At 60.1% G+C, this 15,758-nt stretch carries 16 protein-coding genes; 2 read left to right on the forward strand and 14 right to left on the reverse strand.

What is annotated here, in order from left to right; genetic code table 11:
- Nucleotides 1–96: 96 nt before the first annotated feature.
- From PUT78_RS09120 to PUT78_RS09135, 4 genes are all read right to left on the reverse strand, one after another.
- Complete coding sequence (locus PUT78_RS09120; protein WP_274351939.1) at nucleotides 97–2,283, reverse strand: LPS-assembly protein LptD; 2,187 nt, start codon at nucleotides 2,281–2,283, stop codon at nucleotides 97–99.
- The gene (gene lptG, locus PUT78_RS09125; protein WP_274351940.1) at nucleotides 2,283–3,377 is read right to left on the reverse strand and encodes an LPS export ABC transporter permease LptG; all 1,095 of its coding nucleotides are present in this window, start codon (nucleotides 3,375–3,377) and stop codon (nucleotides 2,283–2,285) included. The genes PUT78_RS09120 and lptG overlap by 1 nt, the downstream gene beginning before the upstream one ends.
- Nucleotides 3,374–4,507 carry an LptF/LptG family permease gene (locus PUT78_RS09130; protein ID WP_274351941.1) on the reverse strand — a complete coding sequence of 378 codons (1,134 nt, stop codon included), beginning with the start codon at nucleotides 4,505–4,507 and terminating at the stop codon, nucleotides 3,374–3,376. The genes lptG and PUT78_RS09130 overlap by 4 nt, the downstream gene beginning before the upstream one ends.
- A 290-nt stretch (nucleotides 4,508–4,797) precedes the next feature.
- Nucleotides 4,798–5,568 (reverse strand): DUF1223 domain-containing protein, encoded by a 771-nt coding sequence (locus tag PUT78_RS09135; RefSeq protein WP_274351942.1) that lies wholly within the window; start codon nucleotides 5,566–5,568, stop codon nucleotides 4,798–4,800.
- Nucleotides 5,569–5,769: 201 nt separating this feature from the next.
- On the opposite strand from PUT78_RS09135, the gene acnA reads away from it, so the two are divergent.
- Both acnA and PUT78_RS09145 read left to right on the forward strand, forming a co-directional pair.
- On the forward strand, nucleotides 5,770–8,520 hold the full coding sequence (gene acnA, locus PUT78_RS09140; RefSeq protein WP_274351943.1) for an aconitate hydratase AcnA: 2,751 nt from the start codon (nucleotides 5,770–5,772) through the stop codon (nucleotides 8,518–8,520).
- A gap of 137 nt (nucleotides 8,521–8,657) precedes the next feature.
- Nucleotides 8,658–9,053 (forward strand): hypothetical protein, encoded by a 396-nt coding sequence (locus PUT78_RS09145; protein WP_274351944.1) that lies wholly within the window; start codon nucleotides 8,658–8,660, stop codon nucleotides 9,051–9,053.
- Here PUT78_RS09145 and PUT78_RS09150 read toward each other — a convergent pair whose 3' ends face one another.
- The 10 genes from PUT78_RS09150 to yajC all read right to left on the reverse strand — a co-directional run bounded on the left by PUT78_RS09150 (nucleotide 9,054) and on the right by yajC (nucleotide 15,741).
- Entirely contained in the window at nucleotides 9,054–9,455 is a 402-nt protein-coding gene (locus tag PUT78_RS09150) for a GNAT family N-acetyltransferase (protein WP_274351945.1), read from the reverse strand.
- Nucleotides 9,452–9,988 carry a DsbE family thiol:disulfide interchange protein gene (locus tag PUT78_RS09155; RefSeq protein WP_274351946.1) on the reverse strand — a complete coding sequence of 179 codons (537 nt, stop codon included), beginning with the start codon at nucleotides 9,986–9,988 and terminating at the stop codon, nucleotides 9,452–9,454. The genes PUT78_RS09150 and PUT78_RS09155 overlap by 4 nt, the downstream gene beginning before the upstream one ends.
- Nucleotides 9,981–10,136, reverse strand: a complete 156-nt coding sequence (gene ccmD / locus PUT78_RS09160) for a heme exporter protein CcmD (RefSeq protein ID WP_274351947.1) — start codon at nucleotides 10,134–10,136, stop codon at nucleotides 9,981–9,983. The genes PUT78_RS09155 and ccmD overlap by 8 nt, the downstream gene beginning before the upstream one ends.
- Complete coding sequence (locus tag PUT78_RS09165) at nucleotides 10,136–10,867, reverse strand: heme ABC transporter permease (protein ID WP_274351948.1); 732 nt, start codon at nucleotides 10,865–10,867, stop codon at nucleotides 10,136–10,138. Before PUT78_RS09165 ends, ccmD begins: the two co-directional genes overlap by 1 nt.
- Nucleotides 10,868–10,919: 52 nt before the next feature.
- Complete coding sequence (gene ccmB / locus PUT78_RS09170) at nucleotides 10,920–11,576, reverse strand: heme exporter protein CcmB (protein ID WP_274351949.1); 657 nt, start codon at nucleotides 11,574–11,576, stop codon at nucleotides 10,920–10,922.
- On the reverse strand, nucleotides 11,573–12,196 hold the full coding sequence (gene ccmA / locus PUT78_RS09175) for a heme ABC exporter ATP-binding protein CcmA (protein WP_274351950.1): 624 nt from the start codon (nucleotides 12,194–12,196) through the stop codon (nucleotides 11,573–11,575). The genes ccmB and ccmA overlap by 4 nt, the downstream gene beginning before the upstream one ends.
- A gap of 59 nt (nucleotides 12,197–12,255) precedes the next feature.
- Nucleotides 12,256–12,612, reverse strand: a complete 357-nt coding sequence (locus tag PUT78_RS09180; RefSeq protein WP_274351951.1) for an Mth938-like domain-containing protein — start codon at nucleotides 12,610–12,612, stop codon at nucleotides 12,256–12,258.
- Nucleotide 12,613: 1 nt separating this feature from the next.
- Nucleotides 12,614–13,585 carry a protein translocase subunit SecF gene (secF, locus tag PUT78_RS09185; protein WP_274351952.1) on the reverse strand — a complete coding sequence of 324 codons (972 nt, stop codon included), beginning with the start codon at nucleotides 13,583–13,585 and terminating at the stop codon, nucleotides 12,614–12,616.
- A 14-nt stretch (nucleotides 13,586–13,599) separates the two neighbouring features.
- Nucleotides 13,600–15,267, reverse strand: coding sequence for a protein translocase subunit SecD (gene secD / locus PUT78_RS09190; protein WP_274351953.1), 1,668 nt, complete (start codon nucleotides 15,265–15,267; stop codon nucleotides 13,600–13,602).
- Nucleotides 15,268–15,417: 150 nt separating this feature from the next.
- Nucleotides 15,418–15,741, reverse strand: coding sequence for a preprotein translocase subunit YajC (gene yajC, locus PUT78_RS09195; protein WP_274351954.1), 324 nt, complete (start codon nucleotides 15,739–15,741; stop codon nucleotides 15,418–15,420).
- Between the last annotated feature and the right edge of the window lie 17 nt (nucleotides 15,742–15,758).

The raw sequence follows: 15,758 nt of genomic DNA on the forward strand, positions 1-15,758 counted from the left end.
AAGCGCGGCCTTGTCATCCATGCGCTGTCATCAGCGGGCAGACAGGTTGTCATACTGCCCGCCGACACAGCCGGATGACGGACGCGCGGTCTGTCCCTATCCACCGGAACAGCCCCTGCGCGCCCGTGACGGGTTGCCGCCAACCCCCAGCACATCAATGCTCAGCCCGAAGCTGGTCGTATCCCCCGCTGTTATGGCAGAGGCGAAACGGCGCTCCACCTCCATTTGCATGCGCAGACATTCATTCTCAAACGTCAGCCCAGCCCCGACGCGCGCGGCGCGGTTGCGCGCAATGTCGTACCGCCAGTTTACGCTGGCCGTCCAGTATTCGTCCAGTGCCCGCGATCCGTCCAGCGACCATTCCGCGGCCTTTGCCGGGCGGTTTTCCGCAAGATCGGGGCGGATATGCATATATGTAGTGGAAATCGAATAATCCGGCGTGCTCCAGTCCAGTTCCAGCGCGTTGCGCGTCAGGCGGAAATCGGAATTGAACAACGCGCGATTGCTCAGCGTCAGGCCCTGATCAGTGTCAAGCGAACTGACCAGCAACCAGTCCGACCGCCGCCCCGCCAATGCCGATTGCGGTGAAAACTGGCCAAGGTCGGTCTTGCGCCAGATGCGGCCAAGGGTCAATGTGCCGGACCAGCCCTGGGGGTCATGGCGCGTCCAGCTTAGCCCCAGATTGGCGCGCAGTCCCATTTCGCGCTGGTCGCGCGCGGCAAACCTGCTGTGGCTGAACAGATTGCCTTCGTCCAGTTCGGGCATGCTGCTGATATCATTCGGCAATGCATCAACGCGGTCCCGCCCCCAGATGACCTGCGCCACAGGTTCCACAACATGGACCGCCCCCCCAGATGTGGCGCGCACCAATGGCCAGCGCAATTCTGCCATGGCAGTCGGAACAACGCGGGTGGTCGATTTCGCGAAAGCTGTCGAACCCGGCGATATGGCGAAGTGATCCACCCCCAGATTGACACCCAGCGTGCCCACCACCCCAGCGGGAAGGATCGCATCGCGCCGCCAGTCCAGATCGGCGCTGAAGCGTGCAACGGATTTCACATCAGCGGCCAACGGTCTGCGGCGTGAATGACTGTGAACCTCGAATCGCAGTCCGGCTACACCGCCGAGCCCGGGCATGTCAAAGCGGCGTTCATACACGGCCTGCCCGATCTGATTGGGCAATTCGCGGTTGTTATCCACCAGCCGCAGCGACCGGAATTGCAGCGCCTGCAGCCGAATACGCTCGTCCCGGCGCACACGTTCAAGCGTGATATCCGATGCCAGTTGCGCTTCAGAACGATCATAATCTTCCAGAAGCTGGCGGTCGGACACTTTGATCAGGTTGAAGGACAACTCATATCCGCGCCCCAGCACGAATTCCCCACGGGTATAGCCCATGGCCCGCGTTGACCCCGGGCGAATGGAATCGCGCGCGACCAGCCCGCCCAGTTCCAGCATTCCCGTGGCAAATGCCTGCCGGTAGCGCAGTTCCAGCGCACGCGACCCTTTGGACGCAAGAAAAGGCGTCAGCGTCAGATCCTTGTCATGCGAAATCGCAATGAAATACGGCGCGCGCAGCCCGACACCATGCCCTGTATCCAGCGAAAAACGCGGGCTAAGCCAGCCTGTCGCACGGTCAAGCCCCGGATCGGGCACGCGCAGGCGCGGCAGATATGCGACCGGCAGACCAAACAGGCGGAACTGCGCATTCTCGAAATAGATCTGCTGTTCCTGCTGGTCATGCACCACCCGAGAGGCGCGCACCTCCCATAGGGGGGTCTGCGTTTCCTCACAGATTTCACATGCCGATGCGATGACCGAATTCATCTGGGTGAACCGGTCATCGACACGTTCCACCTGATGCGCTGCGATCTGCAACTGCTGATCCAGGATGACGCGCGCAGACCGGATCAGGCCGCGCCGGAACCCGTCATGCATTTCCGCAGCATCGGCCAGCACCAGCACCCTGTCCCCTTCCCTGAGGGTCAGCGGTCCTTCGATCTGCAATGCGCCGGACTGGCGGTCATAGATGATGCGTGTGGCGCGCATGCGTGTCTGACCCGACAGCGCTTCGACATTGCCTTCGGCAATCAGCCGGTGCGGACCATCCAGATACAGGCGGTCGGCAACCAGTGTCGCAAACCCCTGTTCCGGCCCATCCACCTGCGCCGATACCGGCAGTGGTGCCGCCAGCGCCAGCGCGCAGGCCAGAACCAGCGCGGCGCAGCCCGACCGCGCGACAGAACGCAATTCCCGGCGATGTTGCGGGCAGGCCCGAGGCATCAGCCTTCCTCCAGATTCAGCAGCAATCCGACTGCAAGCAGCAATGTTGCGACAGGCGGCCCCCACGCGGCAAGCATGACTGTCACCTGTCCGGTTTCCCCCAAAACCTGCGCAAAGTTACGCAGAAAGAACAAGGTGAATCCAGCCAGAATCGTGATCAATGCCCGAATTCCTGCGCCACCCGCGCGGGGGTGGTGAATACACAACCCGAAGGCCAGCAACATCATCCCGGTCATCAGAACCGGCAGCGCCAATTCCATGTTCAGCCGCATGCGGTGTTCCAGCGCGGCAAATCCCGCCCGTTCCAAGGCCGCGATGAAACCGGGTAGCTGCATCAGCGGGACAGTGCGCACCTGCGCGAAGCTGTCCCTTATCTGTTCAGGTGTCAGGTCGGTGGGCAGGCTTACGCGCGGGCTTTCGGTGGCGTCCTGTTCGGGGTTCATGTCGGACAGGCGCCATTGCTTGACCTGATGCAAATGCCACGCCCCTTGCTGCAATTCAGCGCGCGCGGCACGCAACCGCAGCGACAACCCGTCATTGGCATGAAATATCAGAAAGGTCGCGTCATAAAGGATGGTACCCGTTTCTGCAGCGCGCGGCGCGTGGATGACCGTCTGGCCCAGCACATCGGCCTGACGCAGCCAGACATCCTGCCCGCTGATGATAACGGCACTGCCCGGATCGCCCCGCAACTGCGCCTGGGCGCGGTTATATTCGCGTGCCGTACTGGCCACCAGCGGGTTCATGACACCGACGAAAATACTGCTCAGCACCAGAAACGCCAGCGCGGGCACAACAATCAGTCGCGGGACCGACCGCCCCGCCGCGCGGATGACCACAAACTCCGAACTGCGCGACCATGCCAGCGCCACCCACATCGCAGCCAGCATCAGCACCAGCGGCGCAATTTCGTAAAGCGCCTCTGGGGTGTTCAACGCCGACAGGTGCAGAATCCGGCCCATCCCTGCGGAGTAGCCGCTGAAGCGACGCATCTGTTCAACCATGTCCAGCAACAGCAGCATGCCGACAAAGACGCCCAGGACCATGATGAAGGCCGCCAGCAAACGCCGGATCAGATACAGATCAAGTGTCATGCCGCCCCTCCTGCGCGGGCGCGCGCGGTCCACCCTGTGCCGCGCGAACGGCTGGCCCACCACAGCATGCCCGCCACCACGCCCCCGCCCAGACCGACAGGCACGAAGGCCAGCCATGCCAGCGCGGCATTGCGCAATGCGAATCCCGATGCCGCGTTGCCCGCCAGCTGGACCAATGCCAGCACAATGATTGCGCCAAGAACCTGCCGCCACACCCCAAGCCGGCTGAACTGGCCCAGACAGATAGCCACAAACCCGATCATCGAAGTCATGACCGCAAGCAAAGGCTGCGCAAAGCGGCTGGCCAGTTCAAAGCGAATTTCGGGCAGGGTAATTCCTAGGGCGGCCATTTCATCAGAATCGGGCGACAGCAGCAGATTCGTCGGCAGTTCGCGTACATCCGCGCGCCGCCCCGCCGGACCGACCAGCCCGCCCACATCAAAGGTGAGTTCATCGAAACTCAATGTGCCCAGACGGTCCGGCCCATCACGATAGATCAGCGCAACCCCGTCCAGCATCACCAGTGCCGGCCCCTGCCCGCCGGGCACCAGAAGCGCGGAACTTGCACTGTATTCAACGCGCGTTCCTGTGGTTCTGGAATCGGACAGGAACACATCGACAAGTTTGCCTTCTGGTGTGATCTCGCGCAGAAAAACCACAACCCCGTCGGCAGGTTGCAGGAATTCTCCTGCGCGCAGCAGACGTGTGGAAATATTCTCGGCGATCTGGACCTGGCGTTCTGCCAGTTGCATCCGCGACAGTGGCATCAGCACATGCATCAGGAATGCCAGCATCAGCGCGACCACCAGCCCGAATATCGCCACAGACCGCAACATGCGCGCATATGACAGCCCCGTCCCCTGCAACACAACCAGTTCATTGTCGCGCGTCATGCGCATGGCCACATACACGGCTGCAGCAAAAGCGGAAAGCGGCAGAACCACACGGATGACATTGGGCAGAGTCAGCGCCGAAAGTTCCAGAAAAACCCAGAAACTCTGGCCATCACCGACAATCGCATCAAACAGCCGAGCCGCGCGGTTGACCCAGTAAACCGAAATCAGCACCAGCGAGAAGAAGGCAAAAACTGTCAGCAACTGAACCAGAAGATATCGGTCAATCCTGCGCACTTCGGCCACACTCCAGATACTGTAAACTGCGCAAGACAGTATGGCCAAGGGCAGATAATTGAAAGCGATTCGGATGAGGGCCGCACCACAGATGTTACGCAGACAGCCGCTTGCGCGCCCAGGCATTACCCTAGCCGCGTATAGCGCAGGATCATATCTCAAGGAATCGCAAAGCGGTCAGTTCCGGGGCAGAAGCAGGTATCCGCACACCGCAAAAGCGCGGGGCGGACCCCTAGGCCCGCCCCGCCGATACCCGTTTCAGGCCGGAAAGCGAAAAGCGAAGACTGGCATCAGCGCGCGCGCGCGGCCGCCAGAATCGGCCCCTGTCCGCCTTCCTGTATGATGACAACCACAGGCCCCGCCTCATCCAGTGCAATCTCACGCTGAAAAGGCCGCACGCCGTCCCATTGCGCGATCACCTGCCAATCGGTGACAATATTATGATAGGTGATCGTGCGCCCTTCATTCTCGCCGCCGGTGATTTCCACCTGCGCGGTATCGCGATAGCGCACAAGCTGAATATCGGCGGCAGGCTTCAACGCCTGATCTGAACGCGCCTCAATACGTATATGCGGATCAGCCCCGCTGCTGATGGAAACCGTGACCCGCGAATCAGACCCGGCCTGCGCCAGTTGATCCTGAATAAGCCCCATGACCCGCATGGAGGCCGATCCCTTCGCTTCATCGCGGCCACCAATGATCATCTGCGGCGTATAGACAGATGCGCGACCATTGTTGCGTGCATAGACCTGCTGGCGACGGCTGAACGCAGCCTGCCCGAAACTGTCGGCCCAACCGATGTAATCCCAGTAATCCACATGCAGGCCCAACGCGATGACATCTTCGCGCCCCGCCAGTTCCCGCAGGACCACATCAGCGGGCGGACAGGCGGCACAACCCTGCGATGTATAGAGTTCCACCACAACGGGATTGGTCTGCGCCTGGGCAACGGATGCATATCCCAACACCATCCCGATCATGGCATAAACAGCAGCTTTCGGGCCGGGCGCCAATCGCATGTCTTTCCCTTCCAGTGTCATCGGATGGTCCGATCTAACCATGTCTGCCGCCGCACGCCAATCAAGGTTTTGAGAGGATGCGAAATCCGCAACCAGAAGGTCACAATGCCCCATTGCACCCCAAAAACCGTCTTTTGTGCACAATGGTATACAAAAAATGCGCATTCCCACTTGAACGAAAGCCATTGTTAGGGCAAATGCTAACGCAGCAAAACCCTTCAACCCCTTAAGGGAGGCCACCTCATGACAATTATCGTCGGACAGGACAGTGCAAAAGCACGCAGAACCCTGAACACAGGCGGAAAGACCGTCGCTTACTATTCGATTCCTGCTGCTGAAGCCGCAGGTCTGGGGGAGTTTTCGAAACTGCCCGCCAGCCTGAAAGTCGTGTTGGAAAACATGCTGCGCTTCGAGGATGGCAAGACCGTGTCGCTGGACGACATCAAGGCCTTCTCTGACTGGGGCAAGAATGGTGGCCGCAACCCGCGCGAAATCGCATACCGTCCGGCCCGCGTGCTGATGCAGGATTTCACCGGCGTTCCGGCGGTGGTTGATCTGGCGGCAATGCGCGACGGAATCAAGGCACTGGGCGGGGACGCACAGAAAATCAACCCGCTGAACCCGGTTGATCTGGTCATTGACCACAGTGTGATGATTGACGAATTCGGCAATCCGCGTGCGTTCCAGATGAATGTGGACCGCGAATATGAACGCAATATCGAACGCTACACCTTCCTGAAATGGGGACAGAAGGCGTTCAACAATTTCCGCGTTGTGCCGCCGGGCACCGGCATCTGCCATCAGGTTAACCTGGAATATCTGGCCCAGACTGTCTGGACCGATGAAGACCAGAATGGTGACACCGTGGCCTATCCCGACACGCTGGTCGGCACGGACAGCCACACCACCATGGTCAATGGTCTGGCCGTGCTGGGCTGGGGCGTTGGCGGTATCGAAGCAGAAGCCGCAATGCTGGGCCAGCCCGTGTCGATGCTGATCCCTGAAGTGGTGGGTTTCAAGCTGACCGGCGCGATGAAAGAGGGCACCACTGCAACCGATCTGGTGCTGAAAGTCGTTCAACTGCTGCGCGCCAAGGGTGTGGTGGGCAAATTCGTCGAATTCTATGGCGACGGGCTGGACCATCTGCCACTGGCCGACCGTGCGACAATCGCCAACATGGCCCCCGAATATGGCGCGACCTGCGGTTTCTTCCCGATCGATCAGGAAACGCTGCGCTATCTGGAACAGACCGGCCGCGACAAGGACCGCATTGCACTGGTCGAAGCCTATGCCAAGGAAAACGGCTTCTGGCGCGGTGCGGATTACGCGCCCATCTATACTGATACGCTGGAACTGGATATGTCCACAGTTGTACCAGCGATTTCGGGGCCGAAACGCCCGCAGGATCACACTGCCCTGGATCAGGCCGCACGGAAATTCCTGGATGTCGTGTCCGAATACCGCGGTACTGCGGTCGGTTCGCAGGCGTCCGAAATGGCGGATGAAGGCCCTGCCCCCACTGCACCCGCGGACCCGCGCAAAACCGCCAGCGTTGACGGCGAAGATTACACGATCCGCGACGGGTCGGTGGTGATCGCGTCCATCACGTCCTGCACCAACACATCGAACCCCTATGTGATGATCGGGGCCGGTCTGGTGGCACGCAAGGCGCGCGCGCTGGGTCTGACACGCAAGCCATGGGTGAAAACCTCGCTCGCGCCCGGCTCTCAGGTCGTGTCCGCCTATCTGGAAGCGGCGGAGTTGCAGGAAGATCTGGATGCCATCGGCTTCAACCTTGTGGGCTATGGCTGCACCACCTGTATCGGCAATTCCGGCCCGCTTCAGGAAGAAATTTCCAAAGCCATCAGCGAAAACGACCTGATTGCCACATCCGTTCTGTCGGGTAACCGCAACTTTGAAGGGCGCATCAGCCCTGATGTGCGCGCCAACTATCTGGCCAGCCCGCCGCTGGTGGTGGCCTATGCGCTGGCCGGTGACATGAATATCGACATCACCAAAGACCCCATCGCGCAAACGCCTGACGGCAAGGATGTCTACCTGAAAGATATCTGGCCCACCCAGAAGGAAGTCGCCGAACTGGTCGAAAGAACCGTCACGCGCGAAGCCTTCATGTCGAAATATGCCGATGTCTTCAAAGGCGACGAGAAATGGCAGTCGGTCGAAACCCCGGATTCAGAAACCTATGACTGGCCCGCATCCTCGACCTATATCCAGAACCCGCCCTATTTCCGTGACATGGGGCCCGAAGCCGGCACCATTTCCAACCTGAAAGGCGCGCGCATTCTGGCGATGCTGGGCGACATGATCACCACCGACCACATCAGCCCTGCAGGCAGCTTCAAGGCCGAAACACCCGCTGGCAAATACCTGACCGAACGCCAGGTTCCGGTGCGCGAATTCAATTCCTACGGGTCGCGCAGGGGCAACCATGAAATCATGATGCGCGGCACATTCGCCAATATCCGCATCAAGAACGAAATCCTGGACGGGGTTGAAGGGGGCTATACCAAGGGTCCGGACGGACAGCAGACCTCGATCTTTGACGCCTCGATGGCGTATCAGGAACAGGGCACGCCGCTTGTCGTGATCGGCGGTGTGGAATATGGCGCGGGTTCAAGCCGGGACTGGGCGGCCAAGGGCACAAACCTGCTGGGCGTCAAGGCCGTGATTGCGCAGTCCTTTGAACGCATCCACCGTTCCAACCTTGTGGGTATGGGGGTCATTCCGTTTGAATTCACCGGCGATGACAACCGCAAGACACTTGGCCTGACCGGACAGGAAACCATTTCGATCAGCGGGCTGGAAGGCGATCTTAAACCGCTTTCCGAAGTGCCCTGCACCATCACCTACGCGGATGGCACCGAAAAGGAAATCACCCTGAAATGCCGTATCGATACCGGCATTGAAAAGGAATATGTCGAACATGGCGGCGTGCTGCATTACGTGCTGCGCGATCTGGCAAAATCGGCATAACGCAGCGCTTCGGGCTACGAAAAATCATCAGACCCCGGCCATTGCGCCGGGGTCTTTTGTTTTCGCCTGCCTGTCGGTTGACGCCACCAGCCTTAGACATTAGGCAACATCATCACCCCCCGGAACGAGATGCACATATGTCGACACGTGTCATTGCCCTGGCCCTTCTGGCATTTGTGCTGGGGTTCATCTTCCTGATGGCTTCGGTCACATGGCTTGTCCGCGACCCGTTACCCATTGTCGGGGCCAATCAGACGTTGTTGCTGCATTCCGTTGAAATACAACCGCAGATCAGAACCGCAGTCGCCATTGACGGGGGCTATCGGGTCGATCTGACGCTTACGCATGACGGCGCACAAGACCCGCATGCCCTGCTGCGCCCCGCTGGCGGTCAGCCGATCGCGCTTGATGCGGGCACCGACAGTGCAGGCGCATGGTCCGCCGCAGGGCAGATGACCCAGCCGGGACGCTGGGAACTGGTGCTGACCGAAGGCACCGCACGCGAAGTGATCGCGTTTATTGTGCGGGAATGATCACGTGCGCTGCGCGAAAACGAACGCGCCGTCATGGCGCTTGAAACCCGCAGCGTCATAGAATGATACCGCCGCAGGCGCCGATAGCAGCAGGCATGTCCGCACATCCGGTGCGGCCAGCGCAGTCCGTTCCAGAAGCGCCTTGCCTATCCCCCGGCCCTGATAAGCGCTGTCGACGCACAGATCCGAACAATACAGGCAATAGGCCCAGTCGGTTATGGACCGCGCCACACCGACAAGCCGTGTGCCATCACGGGCCGTAATTATGACCTGCGCACCGCGCAACATGGCCTCCAGTCGCGCCGGATCGGACGGTCTGCGCGCGGCCAGCCCCGATGTTTCCAGCACGCTCTGGAATTCCTCTGCACTCAGCTTGGGTTCAGACTGATACGTAATGCTCATCGCGCAGCCGCCCGTTCAATCGCAGGGCGGATGCGGTTTGCCACCACCTCGCGCGTGATAGGCCCGGCGAAGCGCAGAACAATTGTTCCGTCACCGGCCACGACATAGGTTTCAGGCACCCCGTAAAGGCCCCAATCCAGTGCCATGCGCCCCGATGCATCCTGCCCGCTGGCCGCAAACGGATTGCCCAGTTCATCCAGAAAATCCAGCGCGCGGTCGGCCTGATCACGGTAATTGACCCCGTAAACCGGCAGTTCCGTGGCCAGTTCTTCCAGCAACGGGTGCTCTGCCCGGCATGGGGCGCACCAGGACGCCCAGTAATTGACCAGCTTGACCTCTCCGTCGCGCAAAGTGTCATCGTCGAACGAGGCCAGATCACCCAGTTGTGTCAGCATCACGCCCGGTGCCTGCTGCCCTTCGCGCGCGGATGGCAATGCATCGCGGTCATCACGCATATTGCCGAACCAGAACAGCGCCGCCAGCGCCACAAAAAGCAGCGGTGGCAGAAACATCAGCGGTCTGAATTTACCCATTTCCAGTCCTTCGTTTTTCAACCTCGTCCAGTTGCTGGCGCACGGAACGCCCACGCAGCCAGTACCACAACACCAGCGCCCCGATCAGCCCGAGAGAGGCCAGATAAGCCAGCGAAACTTCCAATGCGTAGCGGCCAAGATCAGGCATCAGGCCATCCTTTCGCGCGCAACAAGCGCCTTCATCCGGCGCGCGCGGATTTCGGTGCGCGTACCCGCCAGAACAAGCGTCACGAATATCAGGCCGAACCCGACCATGCAGATATAAAGCGGTGCCTTATAGGCCCAGTCCATGCGCGTTCCCGGTGCAACCGACAGGGACGCACCCTGATGCAACCCTTGGTTCCAGAACAGCGCGGCATAACGCGACAGAACCGCAAAGACCGAACCGACAAGACATAATACCGCAGTAAGGTCCGCGCCTGTATCGGGATCATCAATCGCCGACCACAGCGCGATATATCCCAGATAGAACAGAAACAGGATCAGGAAGCTGGTCAATCGCGGGTCCCAGGCCCACCATGTCCCCCACATCGGCTGGCCCCAGACCGCGCCCGTGATCAGCCCGATCAGGGTCATCACCAGCCCTATGGGGGCTGCGGCCTTGGCGGCCAATGCACTGACATGGTGCCGCCGGATCAGCCAGACGAGCGACGCCACCAGCATCATCACCCAGGCATTGATGGCCATCATCGCGGCGGGCACATGGATGAACACGATCTTGACAGTGGCCCCTTGGCGGAAATCATCAGGCGTGAAGAAGAACCCCCAGACCAGACCGATTGTTGTGACCACCACCGCCGCCACTGCCACGACCGGCAACAGCCAGTCCGTAGTGCGCATGAATTTCAGCGGGTTTGCATATTCCCAAAGCGATGCCATGCCGCTCACCTATCCTTAGTTCGGGCCGCTCTCAAGCCTGCCGAGATGGCGTTCACCGAAGGTTTATCCGGATCACAAGGGCAGATGCAAAGGGCAATAATGCCACAGCCCCTGCCGTGATCCCCGCCAGCAGGGCAAGCGGCGTGGCCACATCCAGCCCCTGCGCGCCGCGCGCCACCACTTCAGCCCCGAAAACCAGCGTCGGAATATACAACGGCAGCACCAACAGCGACAGCAACAAGCCCCCGCGCTTCAGCCCCACAGTCAGCGCGGCCCCGAATGTGCCGATCACCGACAGGGCCGGTGTGCCAAGCGCAAGCGACAGAACCAGCCAACCATAAGCCTGTGGCGGCAGATATAGCAACAGGCCCAAGACCGGCGAAATCAGGACCAGCGGCAACCCTGTTGTCAGCCAATGCGCCAGCGCCTTGACCGACACGACCCCTTCCATCGGTACAGGTGCAGTCGCCAGAAGATCAAGCGATCCATCCTCATAATCCAGCGCAAAAATGCGGTCCAGCGACAGCAGACAGGCCAGCAGCGCCCCCACCCACAGAATACCGGGCGCAATGCGCGCAAGTATTTCCGGCTCCGGCCCCACACCAAGCGGCACCAGAACCGCAATGATCAGGAAAAACGCAAGCCCCAGTCCAAAGCCACCACCCGCCCGGAAGGCCAGCCGCAGGTCACGGACCAGCAGCGCAATCACAGGAATGCCTCGTCGAAATGGCCGCTGCCGGGCGGGGGCAGAACCGCCCGGAACGTCGTCAGATCCAGTATTCCGGCCTCTGGCAAGCCAAGGTCGATATGGGTGGCCATCAACGCCATCCCCCCGCCCGACAGATGGGCGCGCACCACCTCGCCGAATAGTGCGACTGACGCGGTATCCAGCGACACGGTCGGTTCATCCAGCACCCAGATGGGCCGCCCTGTGACCATTAGCCGCGCCAGTCCCAGCCGCCGTTTCTGTCCCGCCGACAGGTTTTGCGCCGCGCGTGGCGCAAGGGCGCGCAGGTTCATCTGCTCCAGCGCGGCATCAATGCCTTGCGTGCCATAGACGGCCGCCCAGAAGGACAGGTTTTCAGCAACGCTCAGGGTGGTTTTCAGCCCGTCCGCATGCGCGGCATAGGCGATGGAATCTGGCGGGCAGTCCACCTGCCCGGCCAGCGCTGGCTGCAACCCTGCGACAGTTCGCAAAAGCGTTGTCTTGCCGCAGCCATTGGGACCACGTAGCACCAGTGCCTGCCCGGCATTCAGGGAAAAACTAACCCTTTCCAGCAGCGGAAAGCCCCCGCGCGCGCACGCCAGGTTCGTGACGGTCAGCCCCAAGATGCGCTCCTGTTCGACACTGCCCGCCCCTTCATCTTGCAAAAATGCTCAAACGCGCCCTATCCGACAGGCAGCAACGCAACGGCAACGCGCCGCTGTTCGGACAATACCACATTATAGGTGCGACAGGCAGCGGGGCTGTCCATGATCTCCACCCCCAGCCCTGCGGCTTCCAGCTTGTCGCGCAATGCAGGCGGGATATGTGCGATCGCGCCGCCAGTGCCAATGAACAACACATCGACATGCCCCGCCAGTTCCAGCAGCGCAGCATCGTCGTCATACCCGCCCCAAGGCAGCACCTCTCCGGCGACCAGCAGCAGTGGCGCGGGATGAACATTTCCCCCTATGCGGAAGAAATCCTTCCCATACCCGTCAACGGGTCGCGCCGCGCCGAAATCAACCTCGGACAGGTGCATGTTACCCTTCCTTGACGCCGAATTGCGTACCCGCGGAATCGCCTGCGTTCTTCGACCAGTCGCGTTTCACGCCCAGCCGCAGCAGCACCGCCGATGCGACAAAGACGGATGAATAGGTGCCTACGATCACGCCCCAGATCATTGCGAAGACGAAACCGCGGATCACATCACCGCCCAGAATGAACAGCGCCAGCAGCGCCAGCAATGTCGTGACAGAGGTCATGACCGTGCGCGACAAGGTGTCATTGATCGACAGGTTCAGAACTTCCTTGAGGGGGCGCTTCTTGAACTTGATCAGGTTTTCGCGCACGCGGTCAAACACAACCACCGTGTCATTCAGAGAATAACCCACGATTGTCAGAAGTGCGGCAATGATCGCCAGATCGAACCGGATCTGCAAGATACTGAACACCCCGATGGTCAGCACCACGTCATGCACCAGTGCGGCAACAGCGCCCACCGAGAACTGCCATTCAAACCGCAACCAGATGTAGAACAGCACCGCAGCAAGCGCCAGCACAACCGAAATCACCGCAGAGCGGATCAGTTCGCCCGATACTTTCGGCCCGACGGAATCCACTGCTGCGAATGTCAGGCTGGGGTCCAGGCTTTGTAACGCATCGCGCACCGCGCTGATTTGTTCGGGGGTGATGGCCTCCACCCCTTCCTGCGCCTGAATCCGGACCATCGCAACATTGCGGTCCGTTGCGAAGGCCGGGTCAAATACCTCCGTTATCGCAACATCTCCGAACCCCAGTTCCGCGATTGCACCGCGATAGGCGGCAATATCGACAGGGGCCTGCGCTTCGGTCCGGATGGACGTGCCGCCGCGAAAATCGATGCCGAAATTCAGCCCCATCACCAGAAAGGCCGCAACGGAAAGCACCATCGCCAGAATGGACGCGCCGAAGGTCATCTTCCAGTAGCGGAAGAAGTCGACATTTGTGTCCTGTGGAACAAGTTTCAATCGCATATGCCTGTGTTCCTTCAGATGGTCAGAGTTTTCGGGCGACGACGTTCAAAATAGATGACCATCATCAGGCGGGTCACCATAAGCGCGGTAAACACGGATGTCAGAATTCCCAGTCCCAGCGTGACTGCGAACCCCCGCACCGGCCCCGACCCCATTGCGAACAGAATCAACGCCGTGATGAACGTGGTGATATTGGCATCCAGAATGGCAGACAGCGCTTTTTCATAGCCCAGCTCAATCGCGCGCGCCGGTCCTTTTGCAGTGCGCATTTCTTCGCGGATCCGCTCAAAAATCAGCACGGTCGCATCAACAGCCATACCGATGGTCAGCACAATGCCCGCAATACCCGGCAAGGTCAGCGTGGCCCCGATCAACGACAGAAGCGCGAAAATCATCGAGACATTCAGCACCAGTGCGATATTGGCAATAATGCCGAAAATGCCGTAGCTGGCCAGCATGAAACCCAGCACCGCAATCATGGCAACAATCGCGGCAATCTTGCCCGCGTCAATGCTGTCCTGCCCCAGTTCTGGCCCGACAGTGCGTTCTTCCAGAAAGTCCATTTCCGCAGGCAATGCGCCGGACCGCAGCAGCACAGCAAGGCGACTGGTGTCTTCAACCGTGAAACGGCCGGTTATGATACCGGACCCGCCCGCAATATGGCTTTGGATAACAGGGGCAGACACCACTTCGCCATCCAGAACAATCGCGAAGGGATTGCCTATATTCTCAGCCGTATACAGACCAAAAGCGCGCCCGCCCGCCGGGTTGAACCGGAAATTGACTGCAGGGCGGTTATTCTGGTCCATGCCCGGTTGCGCATCGACCAACTGGTCGCCTGTCACAACGGGCGTCTGCTCCACAATGTAATAGACACCCTGCTCGTCCATGGACGGATAGATCACATTGCGCGGCCCGGGCACGTCGTCAGGGTCTGATGTAACACGGACCACCGCATGAAATGTCAGCCGCGCCGTGGTGCCGATAAGCGCCTTCAACTCCTCCGCCGAACCGATACCCGGCACCTGAATCAGAATGCGGTCTGCGCCCTGACGCTGGATCGTTGGTTCGCGCGTGCCAGCTTCATCCACGCGGCGGCGGATGATTTCCAGCGACAGGCGCATGGTGCGTTCATCGGTCGCGGCGCGCTCTGCTTCGGACAGGGTGACGACAATTTCCTCACCCTCCACGCGCACATCAAGATCGCGCGCAGCGCCGAAACCGCCAAGAGATTCAGTCGGTTGTGCAAGTTCGCGCACATAAGTCGCCGCCTGATCAATGACATCGGGGTTTGCGATACGCACACGCAATTCACCTGCATCATCGGATGGCATGCGCCGCACGCCCCCCACGCTGGCACGTTCCGCTGTCAGACGGTCGCGCACCGCAGGCCACATTCCGTCGATACGGTCTGCATAGACATCGGACACGCGGACTTCGGCCAGCAGATGCGCGCCGCCGCGCAGATCAAGCCCCAGATTGACCAGAAAACCGGGCAGGAAGCCGGGCCATGCATCTCTGTCCGCTTCCAGTGCGGCGTTGCCCTGCCCTGTTTCAAGCGCGACGACAGCATCATTATGCCGTTCCACACGTTCATAAAACAGGTTGGGTGCGGCGAACAGAAGCGCAAGCGCGCAGGTCGACCAGATCAGGATGCGTTTCCACATCGGTATTTGCAACATCGGCGCGTGGTCCCTGTGGTATCTGTGGGTGTTCAGGGCATCTTTGTGTTCGGATGAGACATTTCAATGCCCTGACATGGTGTTGTGTTCATATGCGGCAATAACACTGCGCAACGGCGCGGGAATTGCGCATTCCGGCGAAAGCGGGGTTTATTCTTTCGCCGCCGGTTCGGTCTTGGACATGACTGTGGCGATGGTTTGTTTCACCACACGTACCTTGACGCCATCGGCAATCTCGACTTCCAGCTCGCCATCTTCCTTGACCTTGGTAACCTTGCCGATCAGCCCACCTTGCGTGACTACCTGATCACCACGGCGCAGCGATTCAACCATCGCTCTGTGGTCCTTCATCTTTTTCTGCTGCGGACGGATCAGCAGGAAGTACATGATCACGAAGATCAGGACAAACGGGATGATCGAGATCAGACCACCGGCGGCACCGGCATCTTGCGCATAAGCAGGGGTGACGAACATGAAAGCTCCTTAAGGCT

Origin of the sequence: Roseinatronobacter alkalisoli (genome assembly GCF_028745735.1) — a bacterium.
Taxonomy (GTDB): Bacteria; Pseudomonadota; Alphaproteobacteria; order Rhodobacterales; family Rhodobacteraceae; genus Roseinatronobacter; species Roseinatronobacter alkalisoli.